Source organism: Pseudomonas sp. LBUM1673, from assembly GCF_059695645.1.
Window position 1 is genome coordinate 2,692,899 of sequence record NZ_CP166780.1, and the last position, 20,580, is coordinate 2,713,478.

Annotated in this window: 21 protein-coding genes and 1 pseudogene; 11 read left to right on the top strand and 11 right to left on the bottom strand. The window is 59.1% G+C overall.

What is annotated here, in order from left to right; genetic code table 11:
* The first annotated feature begins 338 nt into the window (after nucleotides 1–338).
* Nucleotides 339–683, top strand: coding sequence for a cupin domain-containing protein (locus tag ACA044_RS12310; protein WP_497446578.1), 345 nt, complete (start codon nucleotides 339–341; stop codon nucleotides 681–683).
* Between the two features lie 146 nt (nucleotides 684–829).
* Here ACA044_RS12310 and ACA044_RS12315 read toward each other — a convergent pair whose 3' ends face one another.
* Complete coding sequence (locus tag ACA044_RS12315; protein WP_497446579.1) at nucleotides 830–1,756, bottom strand: LysR family transcriptional regulator; 927 nt, start codon at nucleotides 1,754–1,756, stop codon at nucleotides 830–832.
* A gap of 442 nt (nucleotides 1,757–2,198) precedes the next feature.
* Here ACA044_RS12315 and ACA044_RS12320 point away from each other — a divergent pair.
* Nucleotides 2,199–2,558, top strand: a pseudogene (locus ACA044_RS12320) (ABC transporter substrate-binding protein); the annotation flags it as partial.
* Nucleotides 2,559–2,602: 44 nt separating this feature from the next.
* Here ACA044_RS12320 and ACA044_RS12325 read toward each other — a convergent pair.
* The 4 genes from ACA044_RS12325 to ACA044_RS12340 all read right to left on the bottom strand — a co-directional run bounded on the left by ACA044_RS12325 (nucleotide 2,603) and on the right by ACA044_RS12340 (nucleotide 5,946).
* Nucleotides 2,603–3,790, bottom strand: a complete 1,188-nt coding sequence (locus ACA044_RS12325; RefSeq protein ID WP_497446580.1) for an MFS transporter — start codon at nucleotides 3,788–3,790, stop codon at nucleotides 2,603–2,605.
* A 61-nt stretch (nucleotides 3,791–3,851) separates the two neighbouring features.
* A complete protein-coding gene (locus tag ACA044_RS12330; RefSeq protein WP_497446581.1) occupies nucleotides 3,852–4,550 on the bottom strand; it encodes a dienelactone hydrolase family protein in 699 nt (232 codons plus the stop codon).
* Between the two features lie 47 nt (nucleotides 4,551–4,597).
* Entirely contained in the window at nucleotides 4,598–5,113 is a 516-nt protein-coding gene (locus tag ACA044_RS12335; protein ID WP_497446582.1) for an HvfX family Cu-binding RiPP maturation protein, read from the bottom strand.
* Nucleotides 5,114–5,316: 203 nt separating this feature from the next.
* A complete protein-coding gene (locus ACA044_RS12340; RefSeq protein WP_497446583.1) occupies nucleotides 5,317–5,946 on the bottom strand; it encodes a hypothetical protein in 630 nt (209 codons plus the stop codon).
* A gap of 229 nt (nucleotides 5,947–6,175) precedes the next feature.
* Here ACA044_RS12340 and glsB point away from each other — a divergent pair, with 229 nt between their 5' ends.
* The 4 genes from glsB (at nucleotide 6,176) to ACA044_RS12360 (ending at nucleotide 10,481) form a co-directional block, all read left to right on the top strand.
* The gene (glsB, locus tag ACA044_RS12345; RefSeq protein ID WP_497446584.1) at nucleotides 6,176–7,084 is read left to right on the top strand and encodes a glutaminase B; all 909 of its coding nucleotides are present in this window, start codon (nucleotides 6,176–6,178) and stop codon (nucleotides 7,082–7,084) included.
* An 85-nt stretch (nucleotides 7,085–7,169) separates the two neighbouring features.
* Nucleotides 7,170–8,276 carry a DUF3616 domain-containing protein gene (locus ACA044_RS12350; protein WP_497446585.1) on the top strand — a complete coding sequence of 369 codons (1,107 nt, stop codon included), beginning with the start codon at nucleotides 7,170–7,172 and terminating at the stop codon, nucleotides 8,274–8,276.
* Between the two features lie 83 nt (nucleotides 8,277–8,359).
* Nucleotides 8,360–9,862 carry an aldehyde dehydrogenase family protein gene (locus tag ACA044_RS12355; protein WP_497446586.1) on the top strand — a complete coding sequence of 501 codons (1,503 nt, stop codon included), beginning with the start codon at nucleotides 8,360–8,362 and terminating at the stop codon, nucleotides 9,860–9,862.
* A gap of 268 nt (nucleotides 9,863–10,130) precedes the next feature.
* Nucleotides 10,131–10,481 carry a BON domain-containing protein gene (locus ACA044_RS12360; RefSeq protein WP_497446587.1) on the top strand — a complete coding sequence of 117 codons (351 nt, stop codon included), beginning with the start codon at nucleotides 10,131–10,133 and terminating at the stop codon, nucleotides 10,479–10,481.
* A gap of 4 nt (nucleotides 10,482–10,485) precedes the next feature.
* Here the strand turns inward: ACA044_RS12360 and ACA044_RS12365 are convergent, their stop codons facing one another.
* Together ACA044_RS12365 and cynS are read right to left on the bottom strand one after the other, a co-directional pair.
* On the bottom strand, nucleotides 10,486–11,145 hold the full coding sequence (locus ACA044_RS12365; protein WP_497446588.1) for a carbonic anhydrase: 660 nt from the start codon (nucleotides 11,143–11,145) through the stop codon (nucleotides 10,486–10,488).
* 172 nt (nucleotides 11,146–11,317) lie between these two features.
* Nucleotides 11,318–11,785, bottom strand: a complete 468-nt coding sequence (gene cynS, locus ACA044_RS12370) for a cyanase (RefSeq protein ID WP_497446589.1) — start codon at nucleotides 11,783–11,785, stop codon at nucleotides 11,318–11,320.
* Nucleotides 11,786–11,902: 117 nt separating this feature from the next.
* Here cynS and cynR point away from each other — a divergent pair, with 117 nt between their 5' ends.
* Nucleotides 11,903–12,808: a transcriptional regulator CynR gene (gene cynR, locus ACA044_RS12375; RefSeq protein ID WP_497446590.1), complete on the top strand. Its 906-nt coding sequence runs from the start codon at nucleotides 11,903–11,905 to the stop codon at nucleotides 12,806–12,808.
* On the opposite strand, the gene ACA044_RS12380 is transcribed toward cynR, so the two are convergent.
* The 4 genes from ACA044_RS12380 to ACA044_RS12395 form a co-directional block, all read right to left on the bottom strand.
* Nucleotides 12,794–13,093 (bottom strand): hypothetical protein, encoded by a 300-nt coding sequence (locus tag ACA044_RS12380; protein WP_497446591.1) that lies wholly within the window; start codon nucleotides 13,091–13,093, stop codon nucleotides 12,794–12,796. The genes cynR and ACA044_RS12380 overlap by 15 nt on opposite strands.
* A gap of 126 nt (nucleotides 13,094–13,219) precedes the next feature.
* Nucleotides 13,220–13,549 (bottom strand): hypothetical protein, encoded by a 330-nt coding sequence (locus tag ACA044_RS12385; protein WP_038984224.1) that lies wholly within the window; start codon nucleotides 13,547–13,549, stop codon nucleotides 13,220–13,222.
* A gap of 667 nt (nucleotides 13,550–14,216) precedes the next feature.
* A complete protein-coding gene (locus ACA044_RS12390) occupies nucleotides 14,217–14,750 on the bottom strand; it encodes a GNAT family N-acetyltransferase (protein WP_497446592.1) in 534 nt (177 codons plus the stop codon).
* Nucleotides 14,751–14,944: 194 nt separating this feature from the next.
* A complete protein-coding gene (locus tag ACA044_RS12395) occupies nucleotides 14,945–16,894 on the bottom strand; it encodes a DNA topoisomerase III (protein WP_497446593.1) in 1,950 nt (649 codons plus the stop codon).
* A gap of 207 nt (nucleotides 16,895–17,101) precedes the next feature.
* On the opposite strand from ACA044_RS12395, the gene ACA044_RS12400 reads away from it, so the two are divergent.
* The 4 genes from ACA044_RS12400 (at nucleotide 17,102) to ACA044_RS12415 (ending at nucleotide 20,506) form a co-directional block, all read left to right on the top strand.
* A complete protein-coding gene (locus tag ACA044_RS12400) occupies nucleotides 17,102–17,578 on the top strand; it encodes a MarR family winged helix-turn-helix transcriptional regulator (RefSeq protein WP_497446594.1) in 477 nt (158 codons plus the stop codon).
* A 94-nt stretch (nucleotides 17,579–17,672) separates the two neighbouring features.
* Nucleotides 17,673–19,226 (top strand): alkaline phosphatase D family protein, encoded by a 1,554-nt coding sequence (locus tag ACA044_RS12405; protein ID WP_497446595.1) that lies wholly within the window; start codon nucleotides 17,673–17,675, stop codon nucleotides 19,224–19,226.
* A gap of 24 nt (nucleotides 19,227–19,250) precedes the next feature.
* The gene (locus ACA044_RS12410) at nucleotides 19,251–20,012 is read left to right on the top strand and encodes a hypothetical protein (protein WP_497446596.1); all 762 of its coding nucleotides are present in this window, start codon (nucleotides 19,251–19,253) and stop codon (nucleotides 20,010–20,012) included.
* Nucleotides 20,013–20,143: 131 nt separating this feature from the next.
* Nucleotides 20,144–20,506 carry a DUF427 domain-containing protein gene (locus tag ACA044_RS12415; protein WP_497446597.1) on the top strand — a complete coding sequence of 121 codons (363 nt, stop codon included), beginning with the start codon at nucleotides 20,144–20,146 and terminating at the stop codon, nucleotides 20,504–20,506.
* The last annotated feature ends 74 nt before the right edge of the window (nucleotides 20,507–20,580 follow it).

Consider the following 20,580-nt stretch of genomic DNA (forward strand, 5'->3'; position numbering starts at 1 on the left):
AATAGTACCCGCCATGCCTAATAAGTCAATACTGACGAGCCTGCGTATCCGTCCGGCCAAGTCATCTACATTTGAAGACTACGGATTGCTAATGCTGAGTCTCGGGCGACGTCCCTTTTGGTCAGAGCTGGAGCCTCAGTAAAAGCGCGTCACCGTTCACTTTCTTACTGTGAACCGATTGCTTTGGGTTGTTTTCTGCCTGTCACGACTGACTACTTTTGGCCGTTTTCTGCCTGTCCCAACAGACTGAAATCGACCCTTTGTCGCCTCTCGACTGATCACGCCTTTTAGGGTGTCTACTTCTAGTTAGGCCGTGTATGTACAGAGAGGAGGGTACGATGAGCAACGAACAGGTGGCACCTGAGACGAAAGGGGTTGCGGTGAAGTTACTTGCAACGGTTGACCTCGGCCCTGAGATCGAGGGCATGGCAGGGCGCCAGCTTAGAATGCGTATGGTGACCATCGAGCCTGGAGGCGTCTTCGGGCCGATTCACAACCATAAAGACAGACCAGGCACCGTCTACATACTGCAAGGAACGATAACTGACCATCGAAATGGAGTTGCCACGGACTATGGGGCGGGAGTGGGCTGGCCCGAGGATAGGGACACCACACACTGGCTTGAGAACAGAGGAACGGTTCCGGCGGTGGAGATCTCGGTCGATATTGTCAGGCAAGAATAAGCTCAGGCCCGATATCAACACGGTCGGGCCTGACACGTAGCTCAACCGGATGTGCTCCAGTCGGCTTCGTCTCCCTTCGCTCTCGACTTGGTCAATCTGGGTTTTGATCACAATCAGCCCCAATAGCGATTTCCCCAACGCCACAGTCACGAACCCTGTCGCCCGATGACAGGCGCATGCTGCGCCATCAACTCAGCAACCCAATCGATAAACACACGCAACTTGATGCTGATATGCCGATTCGGGGGAAATGCCACGTACATCGGCATCGGATCGAGGCGCCAGTCTTCGAACAGGGGCACTAACTCGCCGCGTGCCACGTGAGCCTTGGACATGTAGTCGGGCAGCCAAAGAACGCCCAGGCCGGCGAGGCCCGCCGCGAGGTAGGCATTGCCATCGTCGACCGCCAGCACGTAGCGCCCCTGGATATGGACGCTCTCACCGTTGAGGCGCATGGCATACGGCAGGGCTTTGCCGGTGCGTGCCCACAGAAAGCCGACGATACGATGACGAGAGTCTTCCAGCTCTCGCGGGTGCGAGGGTGTACCGATGCGTTCCAGGTAGCTCGGCGCCGCATAGACGCCAAGCTGAAGATCGCCAATACGCCGAGCCATTAGAGACTGATCGGTGAGCTCGCCGCCGCGTACGACGCAATCCACATTCTCACCGATCAGATCCACGATGCTATCGCTGACACCCATGTCGATCTGGATGTCGGGGTATCGAGCGTGAAATGCAGGCAAGGCCGGCACCAGAATCATGCTGGCCAGCGGGCTGGGCACATCCACTCGCAGCCGGCCCCGGGGTAGCGCCGAGGCGCTGGACAGGCTGGTTTCGGCATCGTCCATGTCGGCTAGAAGCTTTACCACGCGCTCGTAATAGACGGCGCCGTCGGCAGTGACGTTGACTTTGCGCGTCGTGCGATTGAGTAATTTGACGCGCAACCGTGCCTCCAGTTGCTGCACCAGTTGCGTCACGCTGGTTTTGCTCATATGCAGTGTTTCGGCTGCCTTGGTGAAGCTGCCTGTTTCCACCACCCGAGCAAAGGCCTGCATCGCATCGAAACGGTCCATTTTTGCCCCAAATATGTATGCGATTGTTTGGGTTTTACAAACAGTGATGGCTAGGGTTGCTCGTTTATCGTCAGAGCGCGTATTGCACGCGGGTGTAGTAGTAACCACCCGGGCCATTGAATATAAATCCATGAGCAGCATCCTTGATGCCTGGCCGACAGCGCTCATCAAAGCTGTTTATACCCTGATGCTCTAATGCCGGCGTTACGTTCATCACCCGATTTCACGCTACAACACAGGCAAATCGCTAGAAGGTCTGAATCCGACTTCAATACAGTCCCCAGAAGCCTCAACCATCAGCCAGTTTTGCGCTTTTTTTAAGGCACACAATGCCTATGTTTTCCTCTCCTCCCGCTAAATAGTACTTCGCCAACATTTTCGTACAGAAAACCGGATCTAGATCCTTCGGCACCAAATCAATATTAGGCACCTCGCACCGAGTTCTGGTTACGACGTATTGGGTGGCCAGGCCACGTTCAACGTGCTGTACACCACCGAGAAATTCCACGACGAAAACCCGAAAACCTACAAGGCGTTTTACGCGGCACTTGCCGAGGTCGAGAAAATAATCAAGGCCGATAAGCCCACAGCCGCCCAGACCTATATCCGGGTGGAACAATCGAAGCTGGCCCTGCCACTGGTTGAGAAAATCGTCGCCGACCCTGAAATCGACTTCACCGTCGTGCCGCAGCGCACCTTTATCTACGCCGAGAAACTTCAGGAATTAGGCGTACTGAAAAACAAGGCCACCAGCTGGAAGGATTACTTCTTTGAAGAAGCACACGCTAGCGAGGGCAGCTGAGCGGGTCTGCTACAAAGCGTGCGTCGCGGCTTAACTGCGCGGCATCAGGGCTTGCGCAGCACAAGCAACAGCAACGCCGCGGCCGCCAGCACCGCCCCTGCGATGAAAGTACTGGCTGAACCCGAGGTCTCCCACAGTGCGCCGGCCAGCACACTGGCGATCAACAGGCACACACCGCTGATCAGATTGAACAGACCGAATGCCGTGCCCCTGAGGTGTTCGGGCGCGGTGTCGGCGATCAGCGTCGCGAGAATGCCCTGGCTGAAGCCCATGTGCAGGCCCCACAGGGCGACACCCGCCAGCAGGGTCATGATCGAGTCCGCTTGCGCCAGTAGCAGGTCCGCCAGAATCAGCAGCCCCATGCCGACACACAGCACTTTGGTGCGGCTGATCCGGTCGGACAGCCAGCCGGCAGGGTAGGCCGACACCGCATAGAACAGCGACATGACCACCATCACCATGGGCACCCAAGTGGCCGACAGGCCTGTTTGCTGTGCTTTCAATACCAGAAAGGCTTCGCTGAAACGGGCGAGCGTGAAAAGCCCGCCGACGATCACGACCCACCAATAACTGCGGGAAAAATCCCGCAAAACCTTCCAGTGAATGGGCGAGCGAAAGGCCCGTTCGTCCGCGACGGCGATCGGCTCTTTAACCCCGCCGACAATCAGCGCCACCGATATCACCGCCGGGATCACCGCAAACCACAGCACCAGATGGATCTGCCCGAGCCAAAGCATCAGCACGATCGCCAGAACCGGCCCAAGAATGGCCCCCACGGTGTCCATCGACTGGCGCATGCCAAAACAGGCGCCACGGATTTCGGCGGGTGCGACATCGGCGACCAGTGCATCGCGCGGCGCGCCACGAATGCCTTTGCCGATGCGATCCAGCAAACGCGCGGCGAACACCACATCCACCGACTGCGCGAGGGGAAAAAGCGGTTTCGACAACGCCGCCAGACCGTAGCCCATCAACAGCAGGCCTTTGCGCCGGCCGATAAAATCGCTGATGGCGCCGGAGAATATCTTGCTCAGCATCGCGGTCGCCTCGGCGATGCCCTCGATCACCCCGACGGTCAATGCGCTGGCGCCTAAGGTCGTGACCAGAAACACTGGCAGCAGGCTGTGCACCAGCTCTGAAGACAGGTCCATGAACAGGCTGACAAAACCCAGGGCCCAGACCGTGGAGGGGATACGCAATGAGGCTGGTCTGGGTTTTGAGCGGTTGTCCATGCTGGTTTCCGGGGTCGAATACTCACCGATTGTTTATCTCGCCAACCCCGGCGATCAGGCCTTAAAGGTTCTGACTCAAAAAGACCAGCGTATTGCCATGCGCCTCGACCGCCGCCCGCTGGTTGTAGCTGTCACGGTGTGAGCAGTTGAAGCCGTGTTCGGCCCCCGGATAAACCTCGATATCGACGTCGTCGTTGAACTCGAAACGCTCGGCAATTTGCTTCACGGCGTCGATGGGGATGTGGCTGTCCTGTTCGCCGAAGTGCATCAATGTCGGCACCTTGATTTCACCGGCCCGATCCAGTTGGTTCTGAATGCCGCCGCCGTAGTAGGCGATCGCCACGTCCACGAAACCGTTGGCCGCGGTGTTGTACGACAGCATGCCGCCGAAGCAGAAACCGATAGAAGCGATCCTGCCGTCCAGCCCCGGCTGTGCCTTCAGGGCGTCGATGGCCAGTTTGATGTCGGCCTGGGCCTTGCTGCTGTCGGTGGCGTTCATCAGCTCGACGGCACGTTTCCAGCCGGCTTCGTCGTAGCCCAGTTCGATACGGTGGCCGTGGCGCCAGAACAGATCCGGCGCCACCACCAGGTAGCCATCGGCGGCGTATTGCTCGGCGACCGAGCGGATGTGCTCGTTGACGCCGAAAATTTCCTGAATCAGCACGATCCCCGGACCTTTACGGGTGTGGGGGATGGCCAGGTAAGCGCCGAATGTGCCTTCGGCGCTGCTGATCTCGATCCATTGGGTGGTTACGCTCATGATGGCTCCTTTACACAAGTTGGTTGGGTTATCGAGACGCTGGCGTATCAGCGGTGACTGCCCCGCCAGAAGAGTCGAGCCAACAACGCGTCCATGCTGAGTTTGCCGGCCCCCGAGAGCAACAACGGCAGGAGGGCTGTGAGGTAGATCAGCGGCAGTTTGAAGTTGCCGTGGCCTTTGTTGCTGATGGCATAACCCTGGGCAAGTTCACTCAATGTAGACCAATCGGCCGGCCAGTGAACGGCAGCGGTCGCAACGATCGTGACCACGATCAGAATGATCGCCGAAACCCGCGTCCCCAGGCCCACCAGCAGGGCGAGGGCGCCGATCAGCTCGGCCCACATCGCCAGTTCCCAGTTCAGCGTGGCGGGAACGTGGTTGAAGGGAAACGGGAAGCTGTTCTGGATGTCGGCGAACCAGTTCTGGCCGTTCCATTTTTCCAGGCCAGACTCGAAAAACTCCCAGGCCAGAAACACCCGCAAGGTCAGGGGCGCGATCCAGCGGCCGGCACGGTCGAGGTTCAGGTGCAGGCCTTTGATGGCCGACGAGAGAGAAGTATTCATGGGCTTGAGCTCCGGGATTTGATCGACAGGCGCATTCATTGTGGGAGCGGCTGTGGCGAGGGGGCTTGCCCCCGTTCGGCTGCGAAGCAGTCGTAAACCCGTTACATGCGGTTTAACTTTGAAATGCCGGGGCCGCTTCGCGACCCAACGGGGGCAAGCCCCCTCGCCACAGCCCCACATTGGATTGTGGTGTTATTGGGGTTTCATTCGGTCAATAACGTGTTCCTGGCTGACCGTTTGTACTTCAGCGCGATCTTGCCCAGCAGCCGAATGGCGATGGCCGAAAACATCAGGCCGAACGGCAGGACGTACCAGGCGCTCAGGGGGATGCGTTTGAAGTTGGAATAGGTGAACACCGCGGCGAGTACCCACATGCCGCTGACATGCAGGGCCTTCCAGGCGTTGGGGCCGATCAGGCGCGCCGTGGTTTTGAACGAGGTCAGCGCCATCAGCAGGATGAACAGGTGGCCGACCGACCCCGGGATGTTGCCGACCGTGGTACGGCCGGGCCAGAACTCGGGGTTCAGTTGGCCATAGCGGTAGATCAGAATTCCATGGACCAGGTGGGAAAACGCGAAGGCCAGGCCAATGAAGCGTCGCTCGCGCACCAGCGATCGGGTGAAAGGCGAAGGCACCAGCACGGCGGAGGCGGATGCGGTGAACGCGGCGAGAAACAGCGCAAACGAGGTGCGTGCCGTGGCGCGAATGGCGCTGCGGGTGGCGTCCACCAGATCCGGGTTCAGCAGCAGAATCAGGCCGGTCATCAACAGCACCAGCAAGGCCAGCAGGCTAAACAGCGACCAGCCGTGGTAACGGGGAACCTGGGTCATCATGACAACACTCCTGAGCAAGGGCCGACCCGGTTTTGCCGGTGGTCAGCAGACAGCCGGAGTGTTTCAACCGGGTGTGTGGGCGGTATGTCCGAAAGGTCGCCTTGTGCAAGTTCGTGTATCCAGGGCCGCGACAGATACATTCGCGTACAAAACTGTGATTCGGGGCCGACAGGCGTCGTCTAGCGACAGTGTCCCCGCAATCCCATGGGGCGAGACTTCGGAACCCGGCATGCAAACGCTGTTGAACGAGATCCTTGACGCAGTCCGACCGTTGATCGGTCAGGGCAAAGTGGCTGACTACATTCCCGCTCTCGGCACGGTGCCGGCCAATCAGTTGGGCATTGCCGTGTACGGCAACGACGGCGAGCTGTTTTGCGCGGGGGACGCCGACACGCCGTTCTCGGTGCAGAGTATTTCCAAGGTGTTCAGTCTGGTGCAGGCCATCGACCATTCCGGCGAAGCCATTTGGGAACGCCTGGGCCACGAACCGTCCGGCCAGCCGTTCAACTCGCTGGTGCAGCTGGAGTTCGAGCGCGGGCGCCCGCGCAATCCCTTCATCAATGCCGGTGCGCTGGTGATTTGCGACATCAACCAGTCGCGCTTTGCCGCGCCGGCACTGTCGATGCGCGACTTTGTCCGCCGTCTGTCTGGCAATCCGCACGTGCTGGTGGACAGCAAGGTCGCCGATTCCGAATACCAGCACCGCGCGCGCAACGCGGCCATGGCTTATCTGATGCAGTCATTCGACAACTTTCATAACGACGTCGAAGCGGTGCTGCGCAGCTACTTCAGCCATTGCTCGCTGCGTATGAGTTGCGTGGATCTGGCCCGGGCGTTCTGCTTCCTGGCCAACGACGGTTTCTGCAAGCACAGCGGCGAACAGATCCTCAGCGCCCGCCAGACCCAGCAAGTCAACTCGATCATGGCCACCAGCGGGCTATACGACGAAGCGGGCAACTTTGCCTATCGCGTCGGTTTGCCGGGCAAGAGCGGTGTGGGCGGGGGCATCGTCGCAGTGGTGCCGGGGCAATTCACGGTGTGCGTCTGGTCCCCGGAATTGAACGCCGCCGGCAACTCCCTTGCCGGCATGGCGGCGCTGGAGTTGCTGAGCCAGCGCATTGGCTGGTCGGTGTTCTAATGACATGCCTTGACTAGCGCCCGATGACCGCTACCGTGAAGCCATTCTTTGACTCACTCGAATGGGTGAAGGGGCGGGTGACTTCATGGTGAAATTCGGTTCCGCGTTGCTAGTCTTCAATGAGGCGGACGTTCATCTGCGCGACGGGTTGTCTGCCGTGGTGCAGATCGGCAATACCCTGTGGGTCGCCAATGATGAATCCTTGAGCCTTGAACGTTTCACTCTGCGTGAGCGCGCCAGCCCGGGCGAATTTCTTTTTGATGAGCAGAAGCGGTTCCCGTTGACGTCCCTGTTGACGCTGTCGGTTATGCCGGACGTTGGCAAAGAAGACGTTGAAGCGGACCTGGAAGGCATGAGTTACGACCACGACACGGGGTATCTCTGGATCGTGGGGTCCCACAGCCTGAAACGGAAAAAACCCGATAGCACCAAGTCCCTGAAGAAGAACGCCGAGCGTCTGGCAACAGTCATCCGCGATGGCAATCGTTTTCTCCTGGCCCGGATTCCGGTGGTCGAAGAAAACGGGACGTTCACTTTGGTGAAGAGCGCCGCCAGCGATGATCGAGTCGCCGCCCAATTGGCCGGTAACGAATTGCTCGATGAGCTCAAGGACGACGAGCATGTGGGGGCCTTTCTGCACATTCCCGGCAAGGACAACGGGTTCGATACCGAAGGCCTCGAGATCAACGGCAAGCGCGTTTTTATCGGGCTGCGAGGGCCTGTGCTGCGGGGCTGGGCAATCATTCTGGAGGTCGAACCCGAGGACCATCCCAAGGCGGCTCACACCCTGACGCTGAAAAAAATCGGGCCTGGGGGGCGCAAGTATCGAAAGCATTTTCTCCAGCTGGACGGGCTCGGTGTCAGGGACTTATGCATCGATGGTGACGACATGTTGATCCTGGCCGGGCCGACGATGGACCTCGACGGGCCTGTCAGCGTATTTCGATGGCGCGACGGCGCCATGCCAACAGACGAAGGTTTTGTCTTCGGCGAACAATTGACGCCGGTCCTGGAGGTTCCTTACGGGCAGCGAGAGGATAAAGGCTTCGATCATGCCGAAGGAGTGACCTTTGTCAGCACGGCAGGCGTAGAAGAACCCTTGCTGCTGGTGGTCTATGACGCGAACGCCCCGTGGCGCAAACAGGGGAGCAATCGCCTGGAGCAAGATGTATTTCGACTTGAGAAAAAGTAACCGCCACCGCACCCCGGTGAATGACGCTCCACGGATTTTCCTATACATTTTCCGACCGCCCCCCTGCATAGTGAAACCGTTTCATGTCTCTTGCGCTCGAACGTCTAGTCGCTGGCACGCCGATCCCTTTTGCCGGTAATCGTGTCACTGTCGTCAGCCCCGAACTGGCGGCGCGCTTTCAGCCCGGCGACCATCTGCTGGTGGAGCAGGTCAGCGGCGAGTTGTTGCTGATCCCGGTGGTGGACCAGCAAGCGGCGGCGGTCGCCATCGAGCGCGCCGAAGCGGCGTTCAGTGCGATGTCCAGCGTCTCGGATAACGCCATCAGCGCGTTCTTCGATCGCTTTGCGCAACGCCTGGAAATCCCGGAATGCTGGGCCTTGATTGCGGCCGCCAACCTGGCCGACATCGAGCGGGCCAAGGCGCGCGGGCGTTCCACCACGCGGTTGCTCGCCGATGAACGCATGCGCGGCGACATGATCGCAGGCCTGCGGGCCTGGCGCGATGCACCGGCCACCCGTGGCAAGGTGGTGAGCTGCGTCGAGCACGACGGCTGGAAAGTCGAGCAAGTGGTGTCGCCGCTGGGCATTGTCGCGTTCGTGTTCGAAGGCCGGCCGAATGTCTTCGCCGACGCCGCCGGTGTATTGCGCACGGGTAACACTGCGGTGCTGCGCATTGGCAGCGATGCGTTGGGCACTGCCCAGGCCATCGTCACCCATGCATTGAATCCGGCATTGGCCGACGCGGGGCTGCCGAGCGGTGCGGTGTCACTGGTCGAAAGTGTTAATCACGCCGCCGGCTGGGCGATGTTCGCCGACCGGCGCCTGTCGCTGGCCGTGGCCCGTGGTTCGGGGCGTGCGGTCAGTCAGTTGGGCAGCATCGCGCAACAGGCCGGCACCGCGGTCAGCCTGCACGGCACCGGTGGTGCGTGGCTGATCGCCAATAAGGACGCCGATGCCCAGCGCTTTGCCGCCGTGGTGCGCAACTCCCTGGATCGCAAAGTCTGCAACACCCTGAACGTTTGCCTGATCCACCGCGATCGCGCCGCCGAACTGGTGCCGCCGTTTCTCGACGCACTGCAACAGGCCGGCACCGCTCGGGGCCAGGGCTGCAAGTTACATATCGTCGAGGGTAGCGAGCAGCATTTGCCAACCGATTGGCAGACCGCGAGCGTCGAGGTGTACCGCGCCGAAGGCTATCAGACCGAAGCGTTGGCCGAGCTGCTGCCCGAGGATCAATTGGGTCGCGAGTGGGAGTGGGAAGAAACTCCGGAAGTCAGCCTGAAGATCGTCGACGATCTGGACCAGGCCATCGTCTTGTTCAACCGCTACAGCCCGCAATTCACCGTGTCGCTGATCAGTGAAGAGGCGCAGGCTCAGGAGCGTTTCTACAATGCGGTCAACGCGCCTTTTGTCGGCAACGGAATCACCCGCTGGGTCGATGGGCAGTACGCGCTGAACAAGCCGGAACTGGGGCTTTCGAACTGGGAGAGTGGCCGCCTGTTTGCACGCAGTGCGATTCTCTCGGGTGATGGCGTGTTTACGATCCGTAGCCGCATGACCCAGACGAATCTGTCGGTCAAACGCTGAGACGGTACTCCAAAAAGGTAAGTTAAGCCGCGCAAACCTGTGGGAGCGGGCTTGCTCGCGAAAGCGGTGTGTCAGGCGACATCAATGTTGACTGTGCCGCCGTCTTCGCGAGCAAGCCCGCTCCCACAGGATTTTCGTCGCTCTTATTACTTTACCGGCATTAGGGACAGCCCCCCGACCGCAGGCAACGGTCCGAACTATACTTAATGTGTGTCCGCGTCTGGTGGGGACGGACAGTACATCTGATTACGTGAGGGAGGGTTGCGCCATGAAACTTCATTCCTTTCAACATTACTCTCATGATCTGGAAACGGTCGTTCACGACACGTGGATTACCACGAGGGTGAAGTCGGCCCTGGCAATGGCCAAACCCGCCCTTGGCCTGAATGTCCATGTCAAAACCCATGCGGGCAGGGTGGCATTGAGCGGTCGCGTCAACACCCATAGGCAGTGTGAGCAGGCTGTTGCTCTGGCCCGTTCGGTGCCTGGTGTCGTCGACATTGATGCCAGCGAATTGCTCACCCACGTGTTCACGCCAGGCAGTTTTCCAGAAGCGCCTAATGCCGAAGACACGCCTGAACGTCGGTCACAATCGTCTACAAAGACGGACGACAAATGACCCTTCAGGCGGCTTCGACCGCTTTGCCATAAACGGCGCAGGTGTCCGGATGCTCGGCCAGCGACACGAAGTTGCGACGGCTGGCATCCAGGGCATCGACCGAACCGGTCTCGATGTCATAGACCCAGCCATGCAGGTTCAGCAGACCTTTTTCCTGGGCCAGGCGCACGCTCGGGTGGGTCTGAATATTCGCCAGTTGGGCGATCACATTTTCCCGCACCATCGAACTCACCTTGGCCGCGTCGTTGGCGTGAGGGCGGGATTCGTTGATCACCTTGGCCGACTCGGCATGCTGCAGCCAGCCACTGACGGCGGGCAGATGATCCATGCATTTGCACTGGGCAATGGCGGTCATGGCGCCACAGTCCGAATGCCCGCAGATCACGATGTCCGTCACGCCCAATACCGCGACCGCATATTCCACCGTGGCCGACACACCGCCGGGATGTGGGCTGTAGGAGGGCACGATATTGCCGGCATTGCGCACCACGAACAGTTCGCCGGGCTCTTGCTGGGTCAGCAGTTCCGGCACCACGCGACTGTCAGAACAGGTGATGAACAAGGTGCCGGGATGCTGGGTGGTGGCCAGGTGTTTGAACAGGTCAGTACGTTGCACAAAGGCTTCGTTCTGGAACTTCAATAAACCTTCGATGAGCGCTTTCATGATTGCGTCCTCATGTGTGAGTCGGGTAACGGTTCTGTAGCAGCTGCCGAGCCCGCGAGGCTGCGTCCGGCTGCGGAGCAGTCGCATGGATCGGCGAGGACTTCGTCCTCGAACGCAGCCTCGCGGGCTCGGCAGCTGCTACTGGGTATCGCGTGCTAAAGGTGGGGCTGTCTTAGAACGGACGCAGTGGCAGGAACTTGCCGTCCAGGGTGATCACTGCGCGGGAACCACCTTCCGGGTCTTCGACCTTCTTCATGTCCAGCTTGAAGTTGATCGCACTGATAATGCCGTCGCCGAACTGCTCGTGAACCAGGGCTTTGAGCGTGGTGCCGTAGATCTGGATCATTTCGTAGAAACGGTAGATGGTTGGGTCGGTCGGGACACCCGAGAGGCTGCCGCGCAGCGGGATGATCTGCAGGCGGGCCACGGTGTCGGCGTCCAGTTCGAGTTTCTCGCCGATTACCCTGGCTGCGGCTTCCGGCAGCGGATGCTGGCCGAGCAGGGCGGCGGTGACGTAGGCCAGGCCCAGACCGGTGCCGTCGGTCAGATCCTGCCAGGACAGACTCTTGCGAGCCTTGGCATCGAGGATCGAAGTGGTCATTGCCAGACTTGGGTCCTGGTAAGCGTGGGACTGTTGCATGGTGTGACTCCTATCGGTTGTGGCTGGAAAGTGGAGCCATCTTCGGTCGATTTATTAATAGCGTCCAAGACCGATATACAATGCTTTACATAAGTCCTACCTATAGGTTGTGTGCCCATGCTGCTCCGACATTTGCGCTATTTACTGGCGGTCGCCGACCACGGTGGCTTTACCCGTGCCGCCGAGGCGTTGCACGTGTCTCAACCGACGTTGTCCCAGCAGATTCGGCAACTGGAGGAAACCCTGGGCGTCAGCCTGTTCGACCGCACCTCACGCACGGTCAAACCGACCGACGCGGGGCAGGCCTATATCGAATGTGCCCGTCGGGTGCTGGTGGAACTTGAAGCAGGGAAACGCGCGCTGCATGACGTGAAGGATTTGTCTCGCGGCACCTTGCGACTGGCCATGACGCCCACGTTCATGGCGTATCTGGTGGGGCCGCTGGTGCGCGACTACGTGGCGAGGTTTCCCAATATCCATCTGCAGATTTTCGAGTTGTCGATGGACGACATCGAGGCCGGGCTGCTCGATGACTCGCTGGACATCGCCATTGCCTTTACCCCGGTGAGGAGCCCCGACATCGAGTGCCTGCCGGCGTTTGTCGAGACCTTGGGCGTGATGGTCGGGCGCAGTCATCCGTTGTACGAGCGCCAGAGCCCGCTGTCGCCAAAGGAGGTGGCGCAACTGGATTTCGCGTTGTTGACAGCGGACTTCATCACCCGATCCTCCATCGACGGGTATTTTCGGCAACAGAACATCACGCCCAAGGTGGCGATCGAGGTGAACTCGGTGAGTACGTTGTTGGAGGTCATTCGTCACGCGCCGATGGCCACCATCCTCCCGGAGCCTATCGCGACTGCGGAGCGGGCATTGCGCAAAATTCCGCTGCTGGGGGAGGCGCCCAACCGAGGGGCAGCGCTGCTTCGGCGCAAAAACAACTATCACTGTGCGGCGTCGGTGGCCTTTATGGACCTGGTATTGGGCGCGGCTGCGGTCGAGTCGGCGAAGTCAGTCATCCACTGATTGACACACCCCATTGGGAGCCTTGCCGGTGGAGGACACGGACACCGAATCGTCATCGGCAAGGATGATCGAGATCGTGATGCCCGAACCCCTGGCTTCGAAGCGGCGATCGTTGATGACTTTGGTTACCGCCTCTTTACTGTTGATCAATACCGGGCCGTCCTGATCCGCATGGACGACGACTTTACCGGGGCAGTCCACATCGAATGAGGGAATGCCAGGGAGGGTGTTCGCATAGGCAACATTCGCGATCGCCAACACTATGAATGTCAGGATTATGTTCATCGCAAACCTCCAAAGAACCAGCAGGGCATACGGTTAACCATAGCTTTGTTTGGTGCGCACGAGACAAACGAAAAGGCCCCGCTCGATATTCCGAGCGGGGCCTTCTTTCTTTACTGAGAGGGGATATCAATACAACCGATCAATCACCCGAACTTCGTTCTGGTTCTGCATCGATGCCCACGCCTGTTTCAGCGTTTGCAGCACATTACCGATAAAGTCCTTGTCGGCCGCGGCTTTCTTGCCGACGTAACCCTGGCCGCGACGGTACATCTTCAGTCGGGCGAGCAGGTTCTGGTTGTTCTGGTCGAACGCTTCTTCGTGGGCATGGGGCGACAGGCAGTCGATATGAACCTGGCCCGATTTGCTGATCCACAGAATATGGCTGTCTTGGCTGTCTTTTTGCGCAGCGAACAAGCGAGCCAGTTCATCGATAGTAGGTTGATTGTTCAGATTCATTGTTAGCCCCTTGACCATTTGGTGATCTTTCAAAGTTGATTCGCTAATACAGGTAGCCCATCGGTTAGTTGATCCCTGGCACCGAAACCAGGACGTCAGCGGTCGGCCGTCAATACGACGGGGTTACGCGTCTGTTGCATGTAGTCGTGTTGAATAACTGCTACGCAATAGCGTCACAACGAAGAGAAGCAGCGAAAACCTGGAGGCCACTGCCGACGTTTTCAGGGTCGGCCACAAGCTTCATGAGGATTGATCGCCAGCGCTTCTCGTCCTTGTACTGGACGTTCAGGCCAGGTCAGCTTCTTCAATCTGCCTTGTGGGCAGCGTGTATTCGGGAAAAACAGCTCGGCGGTCAGACGAGCTTGCTCAAACATGTTGCCTGTACTCCCGATCGGGGAGACGTCTGCATCATGCAAGGGCAAATCGGAGGCGTCAACGGTTTTGTAGTGATTATTTTTGGTCACTACATATTGTCGGACAAAGTGGTTTTGGAATTAGAAAGTCAGCGTGGCTGGCTGTGGCGTCGTTGGAATCGTCAAGATCGCAGCCTTCCATAGGAGCGAGCGGTGCGGCGATCCGACTTGCCCGCGAAAAACGATGACGCGGTCTAGCAGTTTGTCCGTGTGATGGCCTTCGCGGGCAAGCCTCGCTCCTACGGGACTGACTCCTACCCCGCAGGAGCTGCCGAAGGCTGCGAGCTTTTAAAGCCGTAAACGGTGCACGGATAACCGTCGATCGGCAGATGATGCAGAGTGAACGCACCGCCCGTGAGGTCAGGCATCACCTTGGCCCAGAACAGCCGCGCAGGCTGGTTGGCATCGATGTGGAAAACTTGCCATTGACCGGGGAACCGGCTCAAGAGGGCAGAGACGACAAACTTCGCGACGCCTTGGCCACGAAAGCGTCGACTGACAAAAAAGTAGCCGATGTTATGTTGGGCACCGTGCAGATGGGTTTCGTCATCCACGGTCACGAACCCCGCCAGCTCCCCGTCAACCCTGATCAGAAATGGCCTTGTTGCCGGATTGCGCCAGTAATCCAGTTTGGGCTGGATGTTGAAGAGGCCATGTTCCCCGAGCTTCAGCGGTAGCCATTCGCTGAAGTCGTACATATAGAATTGCATCAGGTTTTCGATGGTTTCCAGTTCGTCGCGTGGGGCGGCGTGCAGTTCTATCGAGGGCTGGCTCCTGATTGTCGTCATGGTCGTACCTTTCAGAAAGCAGGGCTGTTGCCTGGCGCGGAACCTGTGGGAGCGGGCTTGCTCGCGAAAGCGGTGTGTCAGGCGACATCAATGTTGACTGACACTCCCTCTTCGCGAGCAAGCCCGCTCCCACAGGTTTTGTGTCTTAACTGACGTGAGGAACACTAGACCATTTCGGTTCGCTCAAGCTGCCCTCAAGCCTTGCTCGCCGGTTTTGTCGCACGTTTGGTGCCGGTCGAGGGCTTGCGTTTGGCGGGTTTGCGTTTGTTTTTCCAGGGTGTGGCGCCTTTCCCGGCCGGGCTTGCCGGTCCGCTGATGGTCAGGTTCAGGCCGGCGCAACGCGTCACCTGTTTGCTCATCCACGCAGCCTGTTTGGTGACGAATTCTTCCAGGCTCATTTCACCGCTCTGCACCATGTCCAGCGCCTGTTCCCAGATCGCCGTGGTCCCGGGGTCGGCAATCGCGCGCGGCACGGCGTCGATCAAGCTGAAAGCCGCAGGTGTCGCGGCCAGGGCCTTGCCGTTCTTCACCAGATAACCACGGTCGAGCAAGCCCTGGATGATCGAGGCTCGTGTGGCTTCGGTGCCGATGCCGGTGGTGTCCTTGAGCTTCTGTTTGAGCAGCGGATCTTCCACCAGTTTGGCGACGTTCTTCATCGCCTTGATCAGATCGCCTTCGGTGAACGGTTTGGGCGGCTGGGTCCAGAGGTCCTTGAGCTTCACGTCAGCCACCGCGCAGTCACACCCCTCGGCCAGTGCCGGGAGTGTTTGCGGCGCTGGAGCTTCGCGGCCCTTGGCAGGGGCGAGGGCTTCGGGCAGGGCGCGTTTCCAGCCAAGCTCGACAATCTGCTTGCCCACGGCGCGCAAGGCTTCACCGGCACAGTCGAAGTCGGCCTGGGTTCGGTCGTATTCATGGTTGGGCAGGAACTGCGCCAGGTAACGTGCACGAATCAGGGTGTAGACCGCCCGTTGCTTACCCACCAGTCGGTCGAGGTTTTTCGCCGCGGCCGTCGGAATGATGCCGTGGTGAGCGCTGACCTTGGCATCGTTCCAGGCCCGGGAGCGGCGTTGGGGTTCCAGGTGGTCGTGCAAGGCGTTCAGGGTTGGGTCGGCTTGCCGGAGCGCGGCAAGAATACCCGGGGCTTCACTGTGCTGGCTCAGGGGCAGGTAACCGCAGTCGCTGCGGGGGTAGGTGATGACTTTGTGGGTTTCGTACAGCGCCTGGGCGATGTCGAGGGTTTCCTGAGCGCCGAGCCCGAGCTTCTTCGAGCAGACTTCCTGCAAGGTGCCCAGGTCGAACGGCAAAGGCGCGACTTCGCGCATCCGTTCGGTGCGCAGTTTGATCACCCGAGCGCTCGCCGCGTTGCCGATGGCCGCTGCCGCCTTCTGGGCCAGCGCCTGATTCAGGCAACGGTCCTGATCGTCGCAAGCGTCGGAGGCTGCACGCCACTGGGCGGTGAATGCGGTGTCATCGTGCAGCAGTTGCACCTCGATCGCCCAGTAGGGCACCGGGACGAAATCGGCAATGCTGCGGTCGCGATCCACCACCAGTCGCAAGGTTGGCGTCTGCACCCGGCCGACCGGCAATACACCCTGATAGCCGGACTGACGCCCCAGCAGGGTGAACAGCCGGCTCATGTTCATCCCGATCAACCAGTCGGCCCGGGAGCGCCCCAACGCCGAATGATAAAGGCTGAACGTCTCGGCCCCGGGCTTGAGCGCCGCCAGCGCCTTGCGAATCGACGCATCGTCCAGCGCCGACAACCACAACCGCCGGATCGGCCCGCGATAACGGCAATGCTCCACCAGTTCCCGGGCGATCATTTCCCCCTCACGGTCGGCATCGGTGGCAATCACCAGTTCACTCGCCTCGCCGAGCAAGCGCTTGACCGCCTTGTACTGGCTGGCCGTGCGCGGTTTGACGGTCATTTTCCATTTCTCGGGAATGATCGGCAGATCCGCCAGCACCCAACGCTTGTAACGCGCGTCATAGGCATCCGGCGGCGCGGTTTCCAGCAAATGGCCGATGCACCAGGTCACCGTGACGTTCGTTCCCAGCCAGCAGCCGTCGCCCCGGCGCGTGGCGCCGAGCACGGCCGCGATGTCTTTGGCCTGGGAAGGTTTTTCACAGAGGTACAGCCGCATAACCACCATCGTCGTTCAGGGACCCAGAGGTGCACAGAATGGCGGTTGATGAGCGTTGGAGCAATCTTTATCTGTATGGATGTACAGCTTGTACGTTGCCATCGCAAGCCAACCCTGCCAAATGTCAGTCCTGGCAACAATTGTTGCGAAATGCGTGTGCTATGCTTGACTCATCAAGTATATGGCAACCAAACCCAGGAACCAAAAATGAGCATCGACGGGAAAATGACTGACACTGGCAGCGGCGCGGACGCAGGCCTTGAGTTTTGCATCAGATTGTCACGCGCCTACGCCACCCTGACGCGGCGCCTTGACAACGTGTTGTCCGGCTTGCACGGGCTCAGCTTTGCCGATTTCATGACCCTCTACTACCTTGAGCGCGCGCCAGGCGGCAGGCTGCGTCGGGTGGACTTGGCCGAGCGCTTGGGCTTGACCGCCTCTGGCGTCACTCGCAGCTTGCTTCCCCTGGAAAAGTTGGGCCTGGTATCACGACAGCCTGACCCGAGGGATGCACGAGTGGGCTACGCAACACTGACAGATTCTGGGCACCAGCTCTTGCGCTATGCAATGACTTCGGTCCGCAGCGTTGCACAAGACGCAACCGAATGGGTTCCAACAGAACAAATCGAGGCGGCATCTGCACTACTCGGGCGACTGGCAGGGATGAACTCGTCGAATAGTTGAGAGGTCTCAGCCAGCCAGGATTGGCGCAGGCGTTCTCACTCAAGGCGCTGCAATACGATTTTCTCCGAATTCTGCGGGCTCCCCTGGCTGCGTTGTGTTCCTGTCAGTCTTTGCTTTAATAAACGGCAAGCAGCGACATCGGACTTCTCTGCATTCGAGCTTTCTGGCCCAAGGAGCGGTAATGGCATATTTGATGGCTCGCCCAGTGCTTGGCGCTCTCGACGAAATCAAGTTGTGGGTCGGGGTGTTTGGCGTGGCCCAACCGCCAGCCGTCGAATTTACCGTGGATGGCGCGCCGTGTTTGCCGGTCACGGTGGATGGACTTCACCCCATCCGGGACCGAACGCCGGGCAAGGGGTATCTCAACCATCAGGGACTCTTTACCTTCGACATCAAGGGCGCTGGTTGCGAACATCGCATTGTGGTTCGCGCGGGTGCTGATTTCGAACCCTGCACCTTGCGGGTTTTTTCCTTGCCGGCCAAGGTGCCGCAAAAAATGGAAGGGAGCTTCAAGATTCTGCTCTCTTCCTGTTATTGCGCCGAAACCGACAAGGCGGATGTAGGGCGGTTCATACAGAGCTTGCCCATCAGGCCTGATATTGCCTTGTTCGCGGGAGATCAGGTCTACCTCGATCAACTGCCCTTCGAGACCCTGCCGACGACGGAAGATGAACTGCGTCAGGTTATTTCCTCAAAATATCAACGCAACTGGACATCTGCATTCACCGGTGTGGCGGGTCTTCAGTCTGCTCTGGCCAAAGCGCCCGCCGTCTGCCTCCCGGACGATCATGAGTACTGGAACAACTACCCTTGGCCGCAGTTCTGGAAAAAGGGTACCCAGACAGCCCCGACCGCCAGTGGCAGTGTGAACATTTGGGCTGATGCGGCGCTTGAAATGTTCCAGGACTACCAGTTGGGAGGTTCTGCGCAGAAGCCCTGGCTGCGCGTGGATATCGAGCCCTTGTTCATGCTGTTTCTCGATACCCGAAGTTATCGCAAGCAAGACTTCAACGACCCTTTCGGTCTGATGCCAGAGGAGGCCGAACAAGCGTTGCAGCAGTGGGCAAGCGAACTGATCGATTGTCAGAACCAGGGGATACCGCGAATCGGCGTGCTGTCGACCGGGCAGGCGCTACTGGTCAAAAAGCGCTTCTTCGACGAGATGGGCGATGCCGAACTGTCCAATTACAAAAGACAGTTCAAGATGATTATCGAAACGCTCGAGAGGCTGGGGCAAGAAGGCATTCAGGTGGTTTTCCTGACCGGGGACGTGCACTGGAGTCGTGTTGCACAGGCCACCTGTGTCAAGCGCGGGCAAATCACCCTGACCGAAGTCATCTGTTCGCCAACGAGTCTGCTGGTCACTCCGGGTTCCGATCAGGTGGCGCGACTCAACGATTATCTGAAAAGTATTTTCGGCGAACGAAAACGTTGGCCTCTTCATCCTGCAGCCGAGCTGGCTCCCGCCTACATCGGTGAGAAGTCTTTTTGCCCGGTCAAGCAGCAAGACTGGAGTGGAAACCAGGTGGCCATTCTTGAGTTTTCCTGTCTGGGGCTTGGCGTGGAACTGAACGTCACCTACCACCCCATCACCGCACCCGCTTCGCCTGCCACTCAAATCGGTCCATTTACGTTGCTCAATACCTGAAGCCATCGATGCTGGAGAAGAGCCATGCCCGCCAAATTTACCACCGTATCCAAATCCAACCCCGAGATACAAAAACTACGGCGCAAGGGTCAAGAAGGCAACGTTGAATGGATTGGTAGGGCGATCACCGAACTGGTCGACAAAAAAAACACCGATCAATCCTATGTGTTGCTGCTGGGTGCCACCGATACGCTGGGATGGCGTCTGAGAATCGGTCAGTCGCACCTGCGCTTCGACATGTTGCCTTCTTATTGGTCCACCTCGGCGTTTCTCAAGGTTTCCCCTAAAGGAATTGCACAATCGAGCATTCTCCATGTGCCCCTGTTTCAGCCGGAAACCGGCATGTTTGCGTCCGAGCGAAACGGTGTGGTCGAGACGCCTCTCCAGCATCTGGAAGACCCTGACCACTGGAAAAACATTGCAGTCATTGCGTTACCTAAATCGCAGAAAGAAGTATTGAGCAAACTCGACCAGTTTGAGAAAGGACGTGCCTACGTGGATGCGCTGGAGCACGTATTGCGCTGGCTCGCTTTCTCCTGGGGCGTGGCGCGCACCCCGAACCCGATACATGACGGGATTGGGTTGCCGTCGGCCTGCATGCTGGAAACCCTCTACGCCAGTGCAGGGCTGGATCTGACTCCAGGGCTCGAAACCCGGGCGTCGAGCCCGGAAGCCATCTGGGCGACGGCGATGTTTTGGTACGACTACTACACCAAAAACAACGTGCAGCCTCCAAAGGGCAGGTACTGGACGCCGCACGAATACAAAATCGAGGATGGCAAGTAGCTGGCCCCAAGGCGTTGGCGCTTGTGGCGAAGGCGTTGCTGCCGTTTGGCTGTGTAACCGTCATGATCCCGGAACATGAGGTATACCTGATGGATCGCGGTTACAGCGAAAAAGCAGGGAGGAACCCTTTCATGAAAGCCCCTGGCCCCGGTCAGCCCATCGCCATCACCCCCCAACCCGGCTGCGTGGTGGTGAAATTCCACGGTATTCAAGTCGCGTCCTCCGAGCGGGCGCTGGTCATGCATGAGGCCAATTATCCTCCAGTGTACTACATCCCCCGGGAGGACATCGCCGAACAGTATTTCGCCCGCACCGACCACACCAGCTATTGCCCGTACAAGGGCGATGCCAGCTATTTCAGCCTGCAGATCCCCGGGCATGAAGGTGCCAATGCGGTGTGGAGTTATGAGCAGCCCAAGGTGTCAGTTGCGCAGATTCGCGGGTATGTGGCGTTCTATCCTGAGGAAGTCACTTTTGAGGTGCTCGATACCTGATGTGTGGCGTCGCAATCCCTGTGGGAGCGGGCTTGCTCGCGAAGGCGGTGTACCAGACAACATCGATGTCGACT